At 70.7% G+C, this 19966-nt stretch carries 18 protein-coding genes and 2 tRNA genes; 6 read left to right on the forward strand and 14 right to left on the reverse strand.

The window, feature by feature from the left end:
* Positions 1–2: 2 nt before the first annotated feature.
* From AC2YHB_RS09145 to AC2YHB_RS09175, 7 genes are all read right to left on the reverse strand, one after another.
* Positions 3–2375 (reverse strand): M4 family metallopeptidase, encoded by a 2373-nt coding sequence (locus AC2YHB_RS09145; protein ID WP_487353799.1) that lies wholly within the window; start codon positions 2373–2375, stop codon positions 3–5.
* Positions 2376–2643: 268 nt separating this feature from the next.
* Positions 2644–2716, reverse strand: a tRNA-Glu gene (locus AC2YHB_RS09150).
* A 189-nt stretch (positions 2717–2905) separates the two neighbouring features.
* Positions 2906–2980, reverse strand: a tRNA-Gln gene (locus AC2YHB_RS09155).
* 45 nt (positions 2981–3025) lie between these two features.
* The gene (locus tag AC2YHB_RS09160; protein WP_179647599.1) at positions 3026–4006 is read right to left on the reverse strand and encodes a CPBP family glutamic-type intramembrane protease; all 981 of its coding nucleotides are present in this window, start codon (positions 4004–4006) and stop codon (positions 3026–3028) included.
* Complete coding sequence (gene gltX, locus AC2YHB_RS09165) at positions 3993–5468, reverse strand: glutamate--tRNA ligase (RefSeq protein ID WP_179647600.1); 1476 nt, start codon at positions 5466–5468, stop codon at positions 3993–3995. The genes AC2YHB_RS09160 and gltX overlap by 14 nt, the downstream gene beginning before the upstream one ends.
* Positions 5465–6277 (reverse strand): fumarylacetoacetate hydrolase family protein, encoded by an 813-nt coding sequence (locus tag AC2YHB_RS09170; RefSeq protein ID WP_036546854.1) that lies wholly within the window; start codon positions 6275–6277, stop codon positions 5465–5467. The genes gltX and AC2YHB_RS09170 overlap by 4 nt, the downstream gene beginning before the upstream one ends.
* A 52-nt stretch (positions 6278–6329) precedes the next feature.
* Positions 6330–7103 carry an acetoin reductase gene (locus tag AC2YHB_RS09175; RefSeq protein ID WP_179647601.1) on the reverse strand — a complete coding sequence of 258 codons (774 nt, stop codon included), beginning with the start codon at positions 7101–7103 and terminating at the stop codon, positions 6330–6332.
* Positions 7104–7227: 124 nt separating this feature from the next.
* On the opposite strand from AC2YHB_RS09175, the gene AC2YHB_RS09180 reads away from it, so the two are divergent.
* Positions 7228–8103, forward strand: coding sequence for a 3-methyladenine DNA glycosylase (locus AC2YHB_RS09180; protein ID WP_308645454.1), 876 nt, complete (start codon positions 7228–7230; stop codon positions 8101–8103).
* Here the strand turns inward: AC2YHB_RS09180 and AC2YHB_RS09185 are convergent.
* Complete coding sequence (locus AC2YHB_RS09185) at positions 8093–8872, reverse strand: DUF6357 family protein (RefSeq protein WP_179647602.1); 780 nt, start codon at positions 8870–8872, stop codon at positions 8093–8095. The two genes, AC2YHB_RS09180 and AC2YHB_RS09185, sit on opposite strands and share 11 nt — an antisense overlap.
* A 345-nt stretch (positions 8873–9217) precedes the next feature.
* Here AC2YHB_RS09185 and AC2YHB_RS09190 point away from each other — a divergent pair, with 345 nt between their 5' ends.
* Positions 9218–10423 (forward strand): HNH endonuclease signature motif containing protein, encoded by a 1206-nt coding sequence (locus AC2YHB_RS09190; protein ID WP_179647603.1) that lies wholly within the window; start codon positions 9218–9220, stop codon positions 10421–10423.
* Positions 10424–10437: 14 nt separating this feature from the next.
* Here the strand turns inward: AC2YHB_RS09190 and AC2YHB_RS09195 are convergent, their stop codons facing one another.
* The 5 genes from AC2YHB_RS09195 to AC2YHB_RS09215 all read right to left on the reverse strand — a co-directional run bounded on the left by AC2YHB_RS09195 (position 10438) and on the right by AC2YHB_RS09215 (position 14212).
* Positions 10438–10722, reverse strand: coding sequence for a hypothetical protein (locus AC2YHB_RS09195; protein WP_179647604.1), 285 nt, complete (start codon positions 10720–10722; stop codon positions 10438–10440).
* Between the two features lie 82 nt (positions 10723–10804).
* Positions 10805–11737, reverse strand: a complete 933-nt coding sequence (locus AC2YHB_RS09200) for a MetQ/NlpA family ABC transporter substrate-binding protein (protein ID WP_179647605.1) — start codon at positions 11735–11737, stop codon at positions 10805–10807.
* A gap of 11 nt (positions 11738–11748) precedes the next feature.
* Positions 11749–12420, reverse strand: coding sequence for a methionine ABC transporter permease (locus AC2YHB_RS09205; protein WP_036546863.1), 672 nt, complete (start codon positions 12418–12420; stop codon positions 11749–11751).
* Entirely contained in the window at positions 12417–13433 is a 1017-nt protein-coding gene (locus AC2YHB_RS09210; RefSeq protein WP_179647606.1) for a methionine ABC transporter ATP-binding protein, read from the reverse strand. Before AC2YHB_RS09210 ends, AC2YHB_RS09205 begins: the two co-directional genes overlap by 4 nt.
* Before the next feature lie 149 nt (positions 13434–13582).
* On the reverse strand, positions 13583–14212 hold the full coding sequence (locus AC2YHB_RS09215) for a TetR/AcrR family transcriptional regulator (protein ID WP_179647607.1): 630 nt from the start codon (positions 14210–14212) through the stop codon (positions 13583–13585).
* Between the two features lie 85 nt (positions 14213–14297).
* Here AC2YHB_RS09215 and AC2YHB_RS09220 point away from each other — a divergent pair, with 85 nt between their 5' ends.
* The 3 genes from AC2YHB_RS09220 to AC2YHB_RS09230 are packed head-to-tail and all read left to right on the forward strand — an operon-like array spanning position 14298 to position 17565.
* Positions 14298–15236 carry a patatin-like phospholipase family protein gene (locus tag AC2YHB_RS09220; RefSeq protein WP_218864585.1) on the forward strand — a complete coding sequence of 313 codons (939 nt, stop codon included), beginning with the start codon at positions 14298–14300 and terminating at the stop codon, positions 15234–15236.
* Positions 15233–16078: an SDR family oxidoreductase gene (locus tag AC2YHB_RS09225; RefSeq protein WP_179647608.1), complete on the forward strand. Its 846-nt coding sequence runs from the start codon at positions 15233–15235 to the stop codon at positions 16076–16078. The genes AC2YHB_RS09220 and AC2YHB_RS09225 overlap by 4 nt, the downstream gene beginning before the upstream one ends.
* A complete protein-coding gene (locus tag AC2YHB_RS09230) occupies positions 16075–17565 on the forward strand; it encodes a flavin-containing monooxygenase (protein WP_179647609.1) in 1491 nt (496 codons plus the stop codon). The genes AC2YHB_RS09225 and AC2YHB_RS09230 overlap by 4 nt, the downstream gene beginning before the upstream one ends.
* Before the next feature lie 13 nt (positions 17566–17578).
* Here the strand turns inward: AC2YHB_RS09230 and AC2YHB_RS09235 are convergent, their stop codons facing one another.
* Positions 17579–18916, reverse strand: a complete 1338-nt coding sequence (locus AC2YHB_RS09235; protein ID WP_487353800.1) for an MFS transporter — start codon at positions 18914–18916, stop codon at positions 17579–17581.
* 149 nt (positions 18917–19065) lie between these two features.
* On the opposite strand from AC2YHB_RS09235, the gene AC2YHB_RS09240 reads away from it, so the two are divergent.
* Positions 19066–19965, forward strand: a complete 900-nt coding sequence (locus tag AC2YHB_RS09240) for a helix-turn-helix transcriptional regulator (protein ID WP_036547059.1) — start codon at positions 19066–19068, stop codon at positions 19963–19965.
* Position 19966 lies beyond the last annotated feature (1 nt).

Genomic DNA, 19966 nt, shown 5'->3' on the forward strand with positions numbered 1-19966 from the left:
GACTAGCCGACGTTGATCGCGGTGTCGTCGACGACGAAGCTCGTCTGCAGCGACGAGTCCTCGTTCATCAGGAACTTCAGCGTGACCGTCTTCCCCTTGTACGCCGACAGGTCGAACGTCTTCTGGACGTAGCCGCTCGACTTGTTGAGGTTGGAGTACGTCGCCAGGGTGCTCGTCGTCGTACCGTCGACGATCTGCACCTTGGCCGTGTCGTAGGCGGTGCCGGTCGTGGTCTCCGCGGTGTCGATCGCGATCCAGAACGACAGCGAGGCCGTGGTCGCCGTCGCGGGGATCGCGACGGTCTGGCCCTCGTTCTCCGTGGACGTGCTGCCGTTGCCGCCGAGCCACATCTTCCAGCTGCCGGTGCGCGCCGCGCGGCCGGTGTTGTTGGTGATCGGCCCGCTCGTGCCGGTCCAGTCGACCGCACCGGACTCGAAGCCCGGGTTCTTCAGCAGGTTGCCGGACGGCGTGCCGCCGCCGGTGATCGTCCAGGTGAAGCTGGTCGAGCCGGACGCGTTGGTGGTGTCCTTCGCCGTGACCGTCACGTTGGAGGTCGCCGCCGTGGTCGGCGTGCCGGAGATCAGGCCGGTGGTGGCGTTGATCGACAGCCCGGCCGGCAGGCCGGTGGCGGACCAGGTCAGCGTCTGGCCGGCGCCCGAGGACGAGCCGGTCATCTGCAGCGACGTGGCGGTGCCGACCGTGCCCGACCGGTTGCCCGGGTTGGTGACGGTGACCGTGTTGCCGGCCGTGGTGCAGGTCGGGTCGGCGGTCTGCGCGGGCACGGAGACGGCGTTCCACGCGGCCTTGACCGCGTTGAACTCGGCGCAGGAGCCCGGGTAGAGGTTCTTCGCGGCGGTGAGCGTCCAGGTGCGGTACTTGAGATAGCTCGAGCTGGTGGTCTTCATCAGCATCGCGTTGTAGAAGATCTTGCCGGCCTTCTGGATGCCGATCCCGGTGAGCGTCCCGCCGTTGTTGCACGTGGTGCTGGTCGGACCGCCGGCCGGGTTGGTGCCCTCGGCGAGCAGGTAGAACCAGTGGTTGCCGGGGCCGGCCGCCGAGTGCACCTCGGCGTTGGGGATCGAGCTCGAGTAGCAGTTCGGGTCGCCCTTGGCCGACGGGTTGTACATGTTGCGGATCTCGCCGTCGCCGACGAGGTTGACCTCCTCGCCCACGAGGTAGTCCGGCTCGTCGTAGGTGCTGGACTCGTTGGCGTAGTGCTCGGTCAGCGCGCCGAAGACGTCACCGACGAACTCGCCGGTGTTGCCGTTCGAGTGGCCGCCCGGGGTGTTCTGGTCGATGCCGTGGCCGTACTCGTGGCCGACGACGTCGAGGTTGGTCAGCCACTCGTCGTTGGCCTGGTTGTGGCCGATCCGGACCCACTCCGTGCCGGTGCAGTAGCCCGGCTCGCTCAGGCCCGGCGGGCAGTAGAACGCGTTGACCTCGTCCTTGCCGACGCGGGCCTGCCAGCCGCCACCGCTGCCGTTGAAGCCGTCGCGACCGAGCCACGCGCTCAGCATCTTGTCCTGGGTCTGCAGGGCCCAGAGCGTGTCGACGCAGCCGGTCTCCTTGCTGGTGCCGGTGCCGTCGCCCCACGTGTTGTCCGGGCCGGAGAGGACCGGGACGCTGTTGGTGGTGTTGTTGTCGATGCGGCAGTCGACGCCGGGGTTGCCCGGGTCCGCCAGCGTGTACGACGTCGAGGAGGCCTGGGTCGTCTGGAGCGACAGTCCGGGGCCGTTGTGGTGGCCGTTGCCGGTGCCGGTGGCGAAGTGCACCAGCTCGTCGGACTCGATCATGCCACCGGTGCGCGCGTCGACGTACACGTCGCGCACGGAGCGGTCGCCGTCGCTCGTCAGGCCGCTGATCCGCACCTTCCACGCCAGGCGCGGCGTCGCGAGCGCGTGCACCGCGAGGCTGGGCTTGCCGCGCACGGCCGCCTTGCGCAGGGTCGCCCGCGCCTTCTTGGTCGCGGCCGCGGAGGTCACCTTCGGCTTCACCGAGAGGCCGCCGATCGCGCTGCGCTGCGCCACCGTCGTCGTGAGGATCTGGCCGTCCTCGTTGGTAACGACGACGAAGTCGCCGCCCCGCACCGGGAGGCCGTCGTGGGTCCGCGTGTACGACGCGAACTGCAGGCCCTTGCCGCCGCTGATCACCGGCCTCGCGGCGAACCGGTCACCGGCGCTCACCTTCAGCTGCGGCGCGGCGCTGTCGACCAGTGCCTTCGCCGAGCGACGCGCGAGCTTGTGCGGGTCGTCCTTCGGTGCCGCGACCGCGACACCCCGATCCGCATTCGCGGGCTGCGCCGCGACAGGGGCCACGGCAAAGGCCGAGGCGGCGACGAGGGTGGCGATGAAGCCACCCGTCAGGTTTCTTTTCACTACTGACCCACACTCCTCTTGAGAGTCGGGCTCGTCCCTCCCCAGGGTCCGGGGAGATCGCGAGCCGGCGGAAGGCCGGGCCGGCGAAGGTGGGGGTGCCGGGGCGGCCAGGGGTAAACCTCGTGCCCGGCGGTTTTCGCGGTCAAGGGAGGAGTTCCTGCGAGTTCGAGCAATGCAAGAAGTTGAGGCAGGCCGGGCCGGCGACCACGGGAGGACTTTCAGCGAAAACGCCGAAGGGCCTGGTCCGGAGACCAGGCCCTTCGTGTTGTACCCCCGACCGGATTTGAACCGGCGTTACCGCCGTGAGAGGGCGACGTCCTAGGCCGCTAGACGACGGGGGCACGCTGTCTTCGGCGCTTGGCCTCGACAACGATGAGAACTTTAGAGGATCCCGAACGCGGAGGCCAAATCGGGCCGACATCCGGGCGTCCGGGAGGGGAACGAGCCTCACGGACGAGTGCCGGGAAGGCCGGGAAAGACCCGCAAAAACGGCGGAAGCCGGGCTCGTGCCCGGCTTCTCCGTGATGCTGTGGCTGGTCTACTAGGACTCGAACCTAGACTAACTGGACCAGAACCAGTCGTGCTGCCAATTACACCATAGACCACTGCTCGCGGCCCCGGTCCTTGCGGACCTGAACCGCTGGGAAACACTACACGCGGGCTTGCCGCGCCTCCAAAATGGCCCCGCTCGTCCGCGTCTCGAGGCCTCCTCGCCGGGCCGCCCAGAGGGTCAGCGCGAGATAGGACAGCGACTGCACGAGGGTCACCGGGATCGACCACCAGGTGCCGTCGGATGGCTTCAGCGTCTCGGTCATGTCACCGAAGGCGATCGCCAGGCCGAAGGCGAGGAAGTTGTTGAGGACGTGCATCGCGATGCCCGCCTCGAGCCCGCCGGTGAGCAGCACCAGCACCCCCGCCACGAGCCCGAAGGCCAGGCGGTCGAAGAAGATCGGCACGTCCTGCCCGAGGCCGTGGGCGAGCGCGAACAGCACCGCCGGTACGACGACCGCCACCGTCGCACTGACCGCGGCCGGCCAGCGGGCGGTCAGCCCGCCGCACGCCTGCGCGAGGTAGCCCCGGAACACGAACTCCTCCCCCGCCGCCTGGAGCGGCGTCAGGAGCAGCACCACGAGCAGGAAGTCGCGGCTGGCGCTGGTCCACGGGTTGGCGCCGCCGCCGAGGTCGACGGTCCCGGCGCCCTGGTCGGGCAGCAGGGTGGAGACGCCCACGGTCAAGGCGAGCGCCACGACGGCCAGCCCGAAGCAGGTCAGCAGCCACCGCCAGCGGAGCACGCCGGCCACCGAGGCCACCCAGCCCGGGCGGAGCCGGTGCAGGGCGAAGGCGACGAGCAGCGCCGACGGGATCGCGGCCGCCCAGCCGACGTTGACCAGCGCGAGATAGGACGGCGTGGCCGTGTCGCCCGACAGCTTGTCGGCGATCTCCTCGGACGAGTCGCCGGCGACCGCCAGCCAGAGCGTGACGAGCACGCCCAGCACGAGCTGGCCGGCGACGAAGAGCACCACCAGCAGCCCGACGCCGACCGGCTGGCGCCAGGCACCGGTCGGTCCGAGCAGCTGCAGCCGCTCGTAGGTCAGCCCCTGCTCGGGCGCGGCCGGCTCAGCCGAGGGCACGCTGCAACCGCCCGAGGCTGCGGTCGCGGCCGAGCAGCTCGAGGGACTCGAACAGCGGCGGGGAGATCCGGCGACCGGTCACCGCCACCCGGACCGGGCCGAAGGCATTGCGCGGCTTGAGGCCGAGCCCGTCGACGAGGGCTGTCTGGAGAGCCGTCTGGATGGCCTCCGTCGACCACGTCGGCAGGGCCGCCAGGGCGTCGTACGACGCCTGCAGGACGGGGATCCCCGCCTCGCCGATCTGCTTCGCGGCGTCGTCGGGGTCGACCTCGAAGGCGTCCTCGTCGACGAACAGGAAGGCCAGCAGCGCGCTCGCCTCCGACAGCTTGTTGATCCGCTCGGCCACCAGCGGCATCGCCAGCTCGAGCAGCTGCGCGTCCGCGTCGTTGACCGGGTCGCTGATGACGCCGTCGGCCTTGAGGAACGGGATCACCCGGTGGGTGATGTCCTCGACGGACAGCAGGCGCATGTGCGCCGCGTTGATGGCGTCGCACTTCTTGAGGTCGAAGCGGGCCGGGTTGGCGACGACGTCGCCGATCTCGAACGCCTCGACCATCTCCTCCAGGCTGAACACGTCGCGGTCGGCCGCGATCGCCCAGCCCAGCAGGGCGAGGTAGTTGAGCAGGCCCTCGGGCAGGTAGCCCTGGTCGCGGTAGGCCAGCGCGTGCGCCTCGGGGTCGCGCTTCGAGAGCTTCTTGTTGCCCTCGCCCATGACATAGGGCAGGTGGCCGAACTCCGGGGTCGCCTTCGCGATGCCGACCTCCTTGAGCGCTTCGTAGAGGGCGATCTGGCGCGGCGTGCTCGACAGGAGGTCCTCGCCGCGGAGCACGTGGGTGATCTCCATCAGCGCGTCGTCCACCGGGTTGACCAGCGTGTACAGCGGGTCGCCGTTGGCGCGGCAGAGGGCGAAGTCGGGGACGAACTCGGTCTCGAAGGTGACGTCGCCGCGGACCAGGTCCTTCCACGTGATCGAGCCGTCGGGCATCCGGAAGCGGACGACCGGCTTGCGCCCCTCGGCGAGGAAGGCGTCGACCTGCTCCTGGCTGAGCTCGCGGCAGAAGCCGTCGTAGCCCTGCACCTTGGAGCCGGCGGCCTTGCGGCGCGCGGCGGCCTCCTCGTTGGTGCAGTAGCAGTCGTAGGTGAAGCTGCTCTCCTTCAGCCGGGCGAGCGCGTCGGCGTACTTGTCGCTGCGCTCGCTCTGGAAGTACGGCGCGTAGGGGCCGCCCACCTCGGGGCCCTCGTCCCAGTCGAGGCCGAGCCAGCGCATCAGGTCGAGGATCGAGCGGAGCGACTCCTCGGTGCTGCGCTCCTTGTCGGTGTCCTCGATGCGGAAGACGAAGGTGCCACCGTGGTGGCGCGCGAACGCCCAGTTGAACAGCGCCGTGCGGATCATGCCGACGTGCGGGCTGCCCGTCGGGGAGGGGGCCATCCGGACGCGGACCGGGGTGCTGGGGGTGCTCATGCGCGTGCTTCCACCTTGTTGATCAGGGTTCCGAGGCCTTCGATCGAGACCTCGATCTCGTCGCCGACCTCCATCGGGCCGACACCCTCGGGGGTGCCGGTGAGGATGACGTCGCCGGGCAGCAGCGTCATCACGCTGGAGACGTGCGCGATGAGTGCGGGCACGTCGAAGACCATGTCGGCCGTCGTACCGTCCTGGACGACGTCGCCGTTGAGGAACGTCTGGACACGACGGCCCTCGATGAAGTCGTTCGGGTCGAGATCGGTCTCGATCCACGGCCCGAGCGGGCAGAAGGAGTCGAAACCCTTGGCCCGGGTGAACTGGCCGTCGGAGCGCTGCAGGTCGCGCGCGGTCACGTCGTTGGCGATCGTGTAGCCGTGGATCACGTCCGTCGCCTGCTCCGGGGGCACGTCGCGGCAGATCCGGCCGATGACGACGGCGAGCTCGCCCTCGTAGTGCACGTTGCTGCTCTGGCGGGGGTACTGGATCGCGTCGCCGGGGCCCACCACGCTGGTGTTCGGCTTGAGGAACATGAGCGGCTCGGACGGTACGTCGTTGCCGAGCTCGGCTGCGTGGGCGGCGTAGTTGCGGCCGATCCCGACGACCTTGCTCCGCGGCAGGACGGGCGCCAGCAGGCGCACCTCGTCGAGGCGGTACTCCTTCTCGAGGAGCTTGATGCCGACGTAGAGCGGGTCTCCGGCGAGGCCGACGATGACCGCGTCGTCGCCGGGCTGGCCGTACTCGTCGAGGTCGCCGGTCAGGACGCCGTAGGCGGGCTCTTCACCGGTCGTGAATCTGACGATGCGCACCCGCCGAGCCTATCGACCCGGCGGGCGCACAGCGCCATCGCAGTCGCTGCACTCAGACGAAGAGCATGCCGCCGTCGATGAGCACCGACTGGCCGGTCATGTAGTCGGAGTCCGGGCCGGTCAGGTAGGAGACCAGCCCAGCGACGTCCTCCCCCGTCGACACGCGCCCCAGCGCGATGCCCGCCGCCATCGCCTTCATCGACTCACCCTCCTCGACGTGGTTGATCTCGCCGAGGTCGTGGTCGATCTCCTCCCACATGGTCGTGTCGACGATGCCGGGGCAGTAGGCGTTGACGGTGATCCCGTGCTCCGCCCACTCCTGTGCCGCCGACTGGGTCAGCGAGCGCACGGCGAACTTCGAGGAGCAGTAGACCCCGAGCAGCGCGAAGCCCTTGTGCGCCGCGATCGAGGCGGCGCCGATGATCTTGCCGCCGGTGCCCTGGGCGATCATCTGGCGCGCTGCCTCGGTGTAGCAGAGGAAGACGCCACGGCCGTTCACGGCGTGGACCCGGTCGTACTCCTCGGGACTGACGTCGAGCAGGGCCTTGGTCTGCGCGATCCCGGCGTTGGCGACCATCACGTCCAGCGAGCCCAGCGCGGCGACCGTGTCCGCCACGAGTCGTCGTACCGACGGCGCATCGGACACGTCGCCGTGCAGCGCCACCGCCTTCACGCCGAGGTCCTCGATCTCCTGGCGGGTCGCGTCGAGCTCCCCCGCCATGCCCGGCAGGTCGGACACGGCGACGTCGTGGCCGTCCTTGGCGAGTCGCAGGGCGATCGCCTTTCCGATACCCCGGGCCGCTCCGGTGACGTGCGCTGTGCTCATGGCGATCTTCCTCTTCGACGTCGGTTCGTGGCCGAACCGTGGGCCGCCGACGCTGGCAGGGCGTCGCGTCGGGCACCACCGTTGCGGCGGTGTTGCAGACCGTCGCGGCCTAGGCTTGGCGGTCGTGAGGGTCAGGACGCCGGTCGAGCCGGGCGCTGCATGGCGGGAGCAGGCCATGGAGCACGCCGCGCGCATCGACCGCTACGTCGCGCCGCACCTCGCCCGCCGCGAGGCTCGCGTGAAGCACCCCGTGTTCGACTTCCTCTTCACCTACTACTCCCACCGGCCCAGCCAGCTGCGGCGTTGGCACCCGGGCTTCGGCGTCGTGCTGGAGGACGCCGCCGAGTACGCCGACCTCAAGGGCTACGGACCGGTCGGCTCCGACGTGACCGTCACACCGTCGTACGTCGCCTCACAGCTCCCCGTGATCACGGCGATCCACCGGCTGCTGACCGCGACGGCAGCCCGCGCGCCGCACTTCGGCTGCTTCGGCCTGCACGAGTGGGCGATGGTCTACCGGCTCACCGAGGACCAGACCCGGCACGCCGACTGGCCACTGCGCCTGGGCCCCACCGGCACCGACGAGGTCGTCGAGGGACACCGGATCGCCTGCTCCCACTTCGACGCGTTCCGCTTCTTCACTCCCCCGGCGCGTCCACTGAACACGCTCTCCCCCGGCCGCGACGACCGCCCCGCGTTCGAGCAGCCGGCCTGCCTGCACGCGGGGATGGACCTCTACAAGCACGCCTTCCGGCTCTCCCCGATGGTGTCCTCCGACCTGGTCGCCGACTGCTTCGAGCTCGCCTGGGACATCCGCACCCTCGACATGCGCGCGGCGCCGTACGACCTCGCCGACCTGGGCTTCGAGCCGGTCCGGATCGAGACGGCCGAGGGCAAGGCCGCGTACGCCGACGCGCAGCGCGCCTTCGCCGAGCGCGGCCGACCGCTGCGGGAGCGGCTCATCGAGGAGTGCGAGCGGCTGCTCGCCGTCAGTCGCTGACCTCGCCGAGGCAGCGCAGGCAGTTGCCCCGGCGGGTGCGCTTGCGCCCGTGCTGGGGTGGCTCGCAGATCATGTCCCGCATCTCGGCCACCATGAGGCGCTGCACCGCGCGGCGGGCCTCGGGTGCGATGTCGGTCCACATCGAGGTGAAGGCGCCCAGCACCCTGCCCTCCACGTCGCGCTGGCGCATCGCGATCCCGCTCGCCACGCGCCACTCGACGGAGTCGATGAGGTGGAGCAGTTCGGGCAGGATCTCGGGCGGCACGGCCTCCGGGGTACGACGGACCTCCTTCGGACGCGGGTCCTCGCCGCCACAGAACGCGACCAGTGCGAGGTCGAGGTCGGTCGGGCCCTGGGTGACGCGGTCCACCAAGGCGCGACCCTCCTCACCGAGGCCCTCCTGGTCACAACCCCGGAGGAACCCGTCGCGGCTCCAGCGGGTCCCGCCGAGCCAGTCCACGAGCTCCTCGTCGTCGGCGAGCAGGATCGTGTCGAGCGCCGCGGCGACCCGGCGCGGGTCGGGCAGCCGGCTCAGGTCGTCGTTCGACCGGTGACGACAACGCGTCACGAGCACAGCGGCCAGCAGCATGCGACGGACCCGGTCCTGCCCGAGGACCTCCAGGTGCTGCTCGGTCATCGGCCAGTCGAACTCGCCGACCCGGTCGGCGTCGGAGGCGTACTGGGCGAGGTGGAGTCGGAGGTCCCCTCCCGCGCGCGTGACGTACGGTCCCCAGCCGGGGAAGCGCCCCCCGAACACGACGTCGTCCACCCCGGGAGTATCGCGCAGGGACCGTCACCCACCGTTGGTTGAGGTGCGAGGCGCGCCAGCGCCGAGCCTCGAAACCTCTGGCTCTGGTGCACCTGCTGTGCCCTTCGGTTTGTCGGTGGTTGGGTTTTCAGGCGCAGCGACGAGAGCGGTGGGCGGGTGGCTGGGTTCCGGTTGTCGGGTGCGGTCGGGCAGCTCGGCGAGTCACTCCTTGCGCCACCTGTCGTCCACAAGGTCTGGTGGGAGCGCGGTTGTGCACAGGTGGGTTTCGGGCCGGCTGGTTGTGTCGGTGCCCCGTGATCCAATACACGTATGGCCACTCGAGACCGACACCACGCACTGGCGGACATGTCCGCCGACGCAGTGCTGTCGTTCGTCGAGCAGCGGCATGCTGCCCGGCTCGATGCCGAGCGCGACATCCTGGAAGCCGCCTACCAGTGGGCGGTCCTGCACTCACCCGACGCCCTGCCGGCGTCGGACCGTCGCGGACGTGAGCGGGCGAAGCCTGCTGGTGCGGTGGGTACGCCGCGGATCACGGAGTACGCCGCGGCGGCCTTCGGCGCCCGCATCCAGACGTCACCGTACGGCGCGAAGAGGCTCATTGCGGACGCGGTCGACCTCGTCCACCGCCTCCCCAAGCTCTGGGCCGGCGTCCAAGCCGGGAAAGTGCGGTCCACGCATGCGCGTCATGTCGCCGACGCGACACGTGAACTGTCGGCCGAGGAGGCCGCCTGGGTGGACGGGGAGGTCGTCGAGATCGCCGACGGCCGGCTCGCCTGGTCGCGGTTCGAAGCCATCGTGGAGGGCAAGGTCGCCGCCGCCTCCCCCGAGCTCGCCCGAGCCAAGGAAGAAGCCGCCGCCAAGGACAACTACGTCCGGGTCTCGCGGATCAACAAGCACGGCAAGGCCACCCTCACCTTTCACGCCGACGCGGCCCTCATCTTCGGTTCCAACGCAGGTGTCACGGCCGTGGCCAAGGCGCTGGAGGAGCAGATGCCCGACGCCACCAAGAACGAGCGCCGCGTCGCGGCCCTTGCCCTCCTGACCAATCCTCAGGCCCACGTCGACCTCACGGTGGGTCCGGTGAAGCCGAAGGTCGAGATCGTCCTGCACTGCACCCCCGACTCCGCGATCGCCCGGATGGAAGGCCACGGACCGCTCACGGTCGAGTACGTCCGCCACCTCGTCGACCATTACGCCAGCGGCGTGAAGGTCCAACCGGTCATCGACCTCAACCAGGGAGCCGCGGTCGACGCCTATGAGATCCCGGCCAAGCTGCGTGAGGCCGTGCACCTCATTCACCCCGGCGACACCTTCCCGTTCGCGGCGAACCTCTCCCGCAAGGTCGATCTGGACCACCAGGTCCCGTATTCCGAAGGTGGCACCACGTCAACTGACAACCTGGGGCCGTTGACGAGGACCCATCACCGCATCAAGACACACGCCGGCTGGGACGTACGACAACCCTTCCCCGGGATCGTCATCTGGCGAGACCCACACGGGGCCCACTACCTGGTCGACCAGACCGGAACACGCAAAGTCACCGCCGCCTGACCAGCATGGAGACGTCAGTCTCGTGCGCGCTTCCCGGGCTTCTGAGGTCCCCTGACCCACCGCACGACCAGGTCGCCGACAGCGACGACCATGAGGACCGCGCCCACGACGATCACGCTTCCCAGCGCCTCGCTCAGGCTGTCAGGCCCACGCGTCGGGCCACTCCTCTCGTTCCTGATGTCCTCCGGAACGAGCAGGAAGAGCGCCAATGCGATGCCACACAGCACCAACCCCACGACGAACATCACCGCGATCTTCGTGGATCGACGCCGGTCGACGGCACGTTGACGGGGATCCACCCACCCACCCTACGAAGGAGCTGCGCCCCTCCGCCGGGAAGGGGCGAAGGGGCGCAGCGGCGGGCGTCTCAGGACCAGGCGGTCACTCCGCCGAGACCGGAGCGAGCTGGCCCGAGAGGTTCGGGTCGTCGTTCTCCGCGAGGTAGGGCTGGACGCGCTCGTCGAAGAAGACCTTCTTGAGCTTCTCGACCTGGGGGTCGTCGAGGTAGGCGGTGCCGACGACGAGCTGGCCGGCGAACTCCTTGGGGGCGTCGGGCTCGAAGATCCGGTACTTCTCGGGGGTGCCGGCGTCGACGAAGGACATGTTGTAGTCGATGACGGCGTCGACGGAGTCGAGGGTGCGGGGACCGGCGCCGTACTCCATGTAGGTGAACTTGTAGCCGCCGATGTTGTCGGCGATGTCCTGCTCGGTGGCGGCCCACGGGTCGACGCCGTCCTTGAAGGTGAGCTTGCCGGCGCGCTCGAGGATCCACAGCGCCTGCGCGGTGTTCGCGGGGTCGTTGAGGAGGGCGATCGTGGCGCCCTTCGGCAGGTCGTCGAGCGAGGCGTGCTTGGTCGAGTAGACCGAGTACGACCACTGGAAGACCTCGCCCAGCGCGGTGAGCTCCATGCCCGTGGAGTCGGTGACCTGCTTCAGCCAGTGCTTGTGCTGGTAGATGTTGGCGATGTACTTGCCGTCGGCGGTCGCCTGGTCGAGCTGGTTGCCGTCCTCGATGCCGACGCCCTCGATGGTCACGCCGTAGTCCGGCGCGATCTCCTTGTTGAGGTAGTCGAGGAACGCCTTCTCGGAGGCGCTGCTGGCCTGGTAGGCGATCTGGAAGTCGTTGCCGAAGTGGCTGCCGGCGACGGTCTTGTCGTCGTCGCCGGTGAACTTGAGGACGAGGACCAGGGCGAGCGCGAGGACGACCACGGCACCGACGGCGGGCCAGAGCCACTTGCGGCGCGAGCCGCCGAGGTCGATGAGGTCCCTCTCCTCGTCCGCGGCTCGCTTGCCGGGCTGCTGGGTGGTGGACATGACGGTTCCTTTCAGTGGGTCAGCGCCCGGACGACCCGGTCACCGGAGAACTGGATGAGCTGGACGAGAGCGATCAGCAGCACGATGCAGGCGATCATGATGTTGTCGTCGAAGCGCCGGTAGCCGTAGTTGACGGCCAGGTAGCCGACGCCGCCGGAGCCGATGGCTCCCGCGATCGCGGAGTACTCGATCATCGCGATCACGTTGAGGGTCAGGCCGGCCGCGAGCCCGGGAAGCGCCTCGCGCAGCTGGATCGAGGTGACGATCTGCCGCTTGCTGCTGCCGCCGGCGAGGCCGACGTCGAGCAGCTCGCGCGGCACCTCGCGCACGGCGTTCTCGGTCAGCCGCGCGAAGAAGGCGATGCCGGCGATCGACATCGGGATCAGCGCGGCCTGGAAGCCGATGGTGGTGCCGAAGACCAGCTTGGTCACCGGGATCACGGCGGCCATCAGGACGAGGAAGGGCAGCGACCGCCCGAGGTTGGCCACCCAGCTGATCGACACGTGCACGGCGCGGTTGGGGAAGAGCCCGAGCGGCGAGGTGTTGAAGATCAGCAGGCCGAGCGGGCCGCCGACCAGCACCACGATCGCCATCACGAGGCCGACCATGCGGAAGGTCTCGCCCAGGGCGGGAAGCATCAGGTCCGGTACGTCGGACCAGGGCGTGCCGAGCAGCGCGATCATGCGGCACCCACTCCCGAGCCGGCCGGGACGGCACGCAGGACGGCGCCCTCGACGGGCTCGGCGACGACGCCGTGGCGGCCGAGGACCTCGACCACGCGCCGGTCGTCGAGCCGCGGGTCCAGCCCGAGGGTCAGCCGGCCGACCCGACTGTCGCCCGCCGCCTCCACGAGCGCGGCGAGCACCGCGATGTCGGTGTCGAGCTCGCGTCCCGCCTGGGCCAGCCAGACCGGCGAGACGGCAGCAGCCTCGTAGCGCACGCTCCACGCCCGAAGGTCGTCGTCGGCCGGGACCGGCGGCATCGGCAGGAGTGCCCGCGAGAGCGCCGAGTCCGATCGTCGTACGACGTCGGCGACGGTGCCCTGCTCGACGATCCTGCCGTGGTCCAGCTGGGCCACCAGGTCGGCGATCGAGCGCACGACGTCCATCTCGTGGGTGATCACGAGGATCGTGACGCCGAGGTCGTCGCGCAGCTCGGTGAGCAGGTCGAGGATCGCGCGGGTGCTCTCGGGGTCGAGGCCGGAGGTGGCCTCGTCGGACAGGAGCACGGCCGGCTGCAGGGCGAGGCCGCGCGCGATGCCGATCCGCTGGCGCTGCCCGCCGGACAACTGGGACGGGTAGTGGTTGGCGCGGTGGACCATGCCCACGCGCTCGAGCAGGTCACCGACCCGGCGTCGTACCTCCTGCTCGGGCAGGCCGGCGTGCCGCATCGGCAGCGCGACGTTCTGCGCGGCGGTGAGCCGGCGCAGGAGGTTGGCGGACTGGAAGACCGTGCCGATCTGGCGGCGCGCCTCGCGCAGGTCGCGGCGCGAGAGCCGGGTGAGGTCCTGCCCGTTGACGGCGATCGCGCCGCTGGTCGGCCGCTCGAGGAGGTTGATGCAGCGCGCCAGCGTGCTCTTGCCGGCCCCGCTCGGGCCGACCACGGCGGCGATCTGCCCCTCCTCGACGACGAGGTCGATCCCGTCGAGGACGGTGGTCGTCCCGTAGGACTTCGTGAGCGCGGTGATCTCGATCATCCGGCACCCCCTTGCCAGTCGTGAAATGTTTCTCGACTGACTTTATGGACTTTGAGTCCCGGCGCCAGAGATCAAGGTCACCTCGCAGCCACGGAGGTCCCGATCCCCCGATCAGCGCGACCTTGCAGCGACGCCGGTCGGCCCGTGGCTCAGCGAGCCGCGATGCCGTCGTACATGACGGCGCGGATGGCGGCACTCAGCCGCGCCTGGCGCTCGGGCGTCGGGTCGCGCAGCGCCGCGAGGACGGAGCCGAGGATCATGCCGTTGATGGCCTGGGCGGTCGGCTCGACGTCGAGGTCCGCGCGGAGGTAGCCGACCTGCACGCCGTGCTCCAGGTAGGCAGCGGTGAGCGGGGTCGTGAGCTCGAACAGGTCGAGCATCTTGTCGCGCATCGCGTCGTCGATGCCGGCGGCGGCGATCAGCAGCTGGGGCACGCGCGGGTCCTCGGCGAAGATCCGGGCGAGCGCCTCGCCGATCCGCGCACTCTGCTCCCGGTAGCCCTCGAGGGTGTCGACGGCGTCGGGGGCGTTCTCCGCGCCGAGGGTCTCGACGATGCGCGCGATCAGGTCGTCGATGACGTGCTCGACGATGTCGCGCTTGTTCTCGAAGTAGCGGTAGAAGGTCCCGTGGCCGATGCCCAGGCGCGCGGCGATGTCGGCGATGCCGGTCGCGTGGTAGCCCTGCTCGGCGAAGCAGGCGAAGGCGGCGTCGATGATCTCGCGGCGCGTCTCGGCCTTGCGCCGCTCCAGCCTCGAGAGTCCCGGGTCCACCGTCGTCATGACCTCGGAGCCTATTGCAGATGCCCGAAAATGACGATACGTTCCGAAACTGACACACCATTCCGTTTCGACCTCAGGGGGCTTCGTGGGACGCGCACTGGTGATCGGGTGCGGCGGCACCCTGGGCTTCGCCTGGACGGCCGCCGTCCTCGCCGAGCTCGAGCGGCAGGGCTGGGACCCGCGCACGGCCGACGTGCTCGTCGGTACGTCGGCGGGGGCCGAGTTGGTCGCGATGCTGGGCTCGGGCATCCGGGCGTCCGCGATCGACGCCGCGACGGACCGGAAGGTCGCCGCGCACCTCTCCTCCCCCGGCGCCCCCGGAAGGCTGCCCGGCCTGCCGCGCCCCTGGCTGCCTGGCCTCGGCCTGACCCGTGCCGCCCTCACCCGCCGCGTCGACGTGCTCGCCGGGCTCGCCGGCCTCCTCCCGCGCGGCGGCGGCGACCCGCACTGGCTGGTGGAGCTGGGGGACGCGCTCGCCACCCGCGACGGCTGGACCAGGCACCCGGCGACCTGGCTGGTCGCGGCCGACGCCGCCACGGGTGGGCGGATCGCGCTCGGCCACCCCGACGCACCGCGGGCCACCCTCGGCGAGGCGATCGCCGCGTCGTGGGCGATCCCGGGCTGGTTCCCGCCGGTCACGATCGACGGGCACCGGCTGCTCGACGGGGGCGCGGTCTCCCCCACCTCCGCGGACCTGCTGCTTTCCGAGATCGCCGCCGGGCGGATCGACGAGGTCGTGGTCGTCGCCCCGATGTCGAGCCACGGCGGCGCTCCGGCGAAGGGTGCCGCCCGGCTCGAGCGCCTCCTGCGCCACCCGATGACCCGCCGCGTCGACCGCGAGGTCGCGCTCCTCCGCGCCGCCGGCGCCCGGGTCTCCCGCATCGAGCCCACCCGCGCGGACCTCGACGCGATGGGCCCCAACTTCATGGACGCCGCCCGCCTCGACGACGTGCGCGCGACCGCCCGCACCAACGCCCCGTCCCTCGTCACCCGACGCCTGAAGACCCTGGAGCTGACCCGATGACCCGACCCGCCCGCATCGACCTCGACGGCGCCCACGTCGTCATCACGGGCGGCGCCCGCGGCATCGGCCGCGCCACCGCGGAGGCCTTCCTGGCGCGCGGCGCCAGGGTGTCCGTCGGCGACCTCGACCTCGCCGCCGCCACCCGGACCGCCGAGGAGACCGGTGCCAGCGCCCACCAGGTCGACGTGGCCGACGCGGCGTCGTACGACGCCTTCGTCGACGCCGCCGAGGCGGAGCACGGTCCCGTGGACGTCCTGGTCAACAACGCCGGCGTGATGCCGAGCGGCGCCTTCCTGGAGCAGACGCCGGCCACGGACCGGCTGACCATGGAGGTCAACGTGCAGGGCGTGCTCAACGGCATGCGCCGGGTGCTGCCGGGGATGGTCGAGCGCCGCCGCGGGCACGTCGTCAACATCGCCTCGCTGGCCGGGAAGTTCCCGGTCCCCGGTCTGGCGGTCTACAACGCCAGCAAGTTCGCGGTGGTCGGGCTGACCGCCGCGACGCGCCTGGAGATGGCGCCCCACGGCGTCACCCTGACCGCGATCCTGCCCTCGGCCGTCGACACCGACCTCGCCTCCGGCTTCGACATGAAGCCGATCCCGAAGGTGAAGCCCGGCGACATCGCCGACGCCGTCGTCGACTCGGTGCGCAACCGCGCCGCCGAGATCGCCGTCCCCCGCTACGTCGGCGCGCTGGCCGCCGGCACCCACCTCGTCCCGGTCCCCGTCATGGACCGGGTCCGCAAGGTCGTCCGCGGCGACCGCGCCCTCCACCCCGACGACGTCGCGCGAGCGGCGTACACCGCCAGGCTCGACGCCGCCACCGATCGGAGCAACCGATGACCACCCACATCCACGACGCCGTCATCGTCGGCGCCGGCTTCGGCGGCATGGGTGCCGCGATCCAGCTCAAGCGCCTCGGGTACGACGACCTGGTGATCCTCGAGCGCGAGGACGACCTCGGCGGCACCTGGCACGTCAACCGCTACCCCGGTCTCGCCGTCGACATCCCGAGCTCGACCTACTCCTACTCCTTCGAGCCGAACCCGCACTGGACGCGGCTGTTCGCGCCCGGGCCGGAGCTCAAGGCCTACGCGGTGCACGTGGCCGACAAGTACGACCTGCGCCGCCACATGCGCTTCGACACCGTCGTCGAGGGCGCGCGCTGGGACGAGGAGACGTCGACCTGGCGCGTCTCCCTCGAGGGCGGCGAGAGCGTCGTCGGCCGCTTCCTGCTGACCGCGACCGGCTTCCTCTCCCAGCCGAAGCTGCCCGACATCCCGGGGGTCGAGGACTTCGCCGGGACGGTCATGCACACGACCCGCTGGGACGACGGCATCGACCTGCAGGGCAAGCGGATCGGCATCATCGGCACGGGCGCGACCGCCGTGCAGCTGATCCCCGAGCTGGCGAAGGTGGCCGACCACCTCACCGTCTACCAGCGCACGCCGATCTACGTGAGCCCCAAGATGGACGGCCCGGTGCCCGGCGTCGTGCGCGGGGCGTTCGCGAAGGTGCCGCTGACCCAGAAGGCCACCCGCCTGGTCGGCACGTCGATCCTCGAGCTGCTGATGGTCGCCGGCGTCCTGCACTTCCGCGACCTCCCGGCGGCCAACCAGATCGGCAAGCGGGTCTGCGAGGCGCACCTGCGCCGCCAGGTCAAGGACCCGGAGCTGCGGGCGAAGCTGACGCCGGACTACGACTTCGGGTGCAAGCGCCCGACCTTCAGCAACACCTACTTCCCGACCTTCACCAAGCCGCACGTCGACCTGGAGACGACCACGATCGACCACGTCGACGCGGCGGGGATCGTGACCGCGGACGGCAACCGGGCCGACCTCGACGTCCTGGTGCTCGCCACGGGCTTCAACCTGTGGGACACCAACTTCCCGGCCATCGAGGTGATCGGCCGCGAGGGCCGCGACCTCGGCAAGTGGTGGCGCGAGACCCGGTTCCAGGCCTACGAGGGCATCGCGGTGCCGAAGTTCCCGAACTTCTTCTCGCTCAACAGTCCCTACTCCTACTCGGGCCTGTCCTACTTCACGACCATCGAGACCCAGATGGCCCACATGGAGCGGCTGCTCAAGGCGATGGCGAAGCGTGGCGCCGACGTCGTCGAGGTCACCGAGGAGGCCAACGACGCCTTCCTGGAGCGGATGACCGGCCTGCTCGGGAACTCGGTGTTCTCCGCCGGGAGCTGCTCGACCGCGCGGAGCTACTACTTCAACCAGCACGGCGAAGCCGTGCTGCTTCGACCGACGTCGACGCTGTCGGCACACCGCGAGGCGGTGCGGTTCCCGCTGGACGACTACGAGTACCGCACCGCCTGACGGCGACGACTGCTCAGACGGGGACGACGTCCTCCTCGACGTGCGTGCCGGTGCCCGGCGCCGCGTGCATCGCGCGGTGCCGGGTCTCGGCCATCAGCAGCACGCAGACCACGCTGAGCGCGCCGAACGCGGCCAGCATCCAGCCGACGGCGTTGGTGTTGCCGGCCTCGACGAAGTCCGAGGCGAGGTACGGCGCCGTACCGCCTCCGATGACGCCGGCGAGGTTGTAGGCCATGCCCGCGCCGGTGTAGCGGTACTCCGTGCGGAACATCTCCGGCAGCATCGCGCCCGCCGGGCCGTAGGAGACGGCGAAGATCGCGAGCGTGCCGAACAGGCCGATGGCGAAGGCCGTGCCGGTGCCCTTGTCGAGGATCGGGAAGAGCGCGAAGCCCCACGGGACGGCGACCAGGCAGGACGCGAGGACGACCTTGCGACGGCCGAAGCGGTCGCTGTAGACGGCCGACAGCGTGATCAGCGCGCCGAAGACGACGGCGCCGACGACACCCATCGTGAGCACGGTGGCGCGGGACAGGCCGATCACGGTGGTGCCGTAGGAGGTCAGGAACGCGGTGCCGATGTAGAAGAAGGCGAAGAGCATCGCCAGCGACCCACCGCCGAGCAGGATCTCCCGCCACTGGTGCTTCAGCGCCGCCGCGAGCGGGCCCTGCGTGCTGGCCCGGGTCTTCGTGGTCTCCCGGAACATCGGGGTCTCCTCGACCTTCAGCCGGACGTAGAGGCCGACCAGGACGAGCAGCGCGCTGGCCACGAACGGGACCCGCCAGCCCCACTCGACGAACGCCGGGCTGGTCTCGCCGACGGCGCGGTTGATGAACAGGAAGGTGCCGCTGGAGAGGGCGAAGGCGATGGCCGGGCCGAGCTGCGGGAAGGCGGCGTACAGGCCGCGCTTGTTCGGCGGCGCGTACTCCGCGGCGAGCAGCGTCGCGCCCGCCCACTCTCCGCCGACGGCGAGGCCCTGGAGGAAGCGCAGCGCCACGAGCAGGATCGGCGCGGCGACGCCGATCGTGTCGGCGCTGGGCAGCAGGCCGATGGCGACGGTCGCGGCGCCCATGAGCAGCAGGGTGCTGATCAGCGTCCTCTTGCGGCCCAGCCGGTCACCGAAGTGGCCGAAGCCGATCGCGCCCACCGGCCGGGCGATGAACGCCACGGCGAAGGTGGCGAAGGACGCCACGCTCGCCGCGGAGTCGCCCAGTGCGGGGAAGAACACCGTCGGGAACACCAGCGCCGCGGCGGTGCCGTAGATGAAGAAGTCGTAGAACTCGATGGTGGTACCGGCGCAGCTCGCGAAGGCGACGCGGCGCATCGGGGTCGGGGGTGTCGAACGGTCGGACATGGATCACTCCTCGGTGGTCGTGCGTGGCGCAGAGTGTGAGCCGGGCCACAATCACCGCGGGCCCCCCGAAGGTGGGGTCGACCACCCCTCACCCCCCTAAGGAGGTAGCCGCATTGCCGGTGTGACCGCGGTCACCTACCGTTGTCGTCATGGCAACCGGAGTGGTCCAGGAGGCGCCGTACGACGGCAGCCGGCTCCTGCGCGCGCTCGCCGACTTCCGCGCGGTCGGCCGCAGCGACGTCGCGTTCGGCGGGCCGGTCGTCGCCGGGGGCACGGCCCTCGACATCACCGGCCTCCACGGCACGAACACCCGCTCCCTGCAGGGCCTGCGGGTGCGCAGCAGCTACGGCCTCGGCGGCAAGGCACTGATGATCGGTCGCCCGGTCTCGGTCACCAACTACTACGACGCCCGCGGCATCACCCACCAGTACGACGGCCCGGTGCGCGCCGAGCAGCTGGAGACGGTGACCGCGCTGCCCATCGTCGTCGACCGGATCCCGCGGATGGTCGTCTACCTCGCCCACCGCACCCAGGTCGTCCTCGGCGACGTCTGGTACGACGCCTTCCTCCCCCTCGTGCGCAAGGTCGAGCGCGAGATCGCGGTCGACGACGAGGTGCGACGCCGCCTGCTGGCCCTGGGCCGCGTGGGAGCGGTGCCGTCGCTGCCGACCACCACGTCCACGCCGCCGGCGGTGCAGCTGACCCGCGCCGACCTCCGCGACATCTCCGACGAGCTCGCCGACCTCGCTGCGCTGATCGACGACGAGGGCCTCCGCTCCCGGCTCGAGGAGGTGCGCCACCGCGTCGAGCTGGGCCGCTCCCCCGAGCCGGCAGCACCCCGCACGCCGGTGCCGACCGGTCTCGCCGCACGCGAGATCGACGTCCTCGCGCAGGTGGCGCTGGGACAGAGCAACCGCCAGGTCGCCGAGTCCCTCGGGCTCGTGGAGAGCACCGTGAAGTCCTACCTGAAGAACGCCATGCGCAAGCTGCACGCGACCAACCGCGTGCACGCCGTACGGCTGGCCCGCGAGGCCGGCGTCATCGACTAGC

It is taken from the genome of Nocardioides sp. SRI_004, assembly GCF_057586415.1.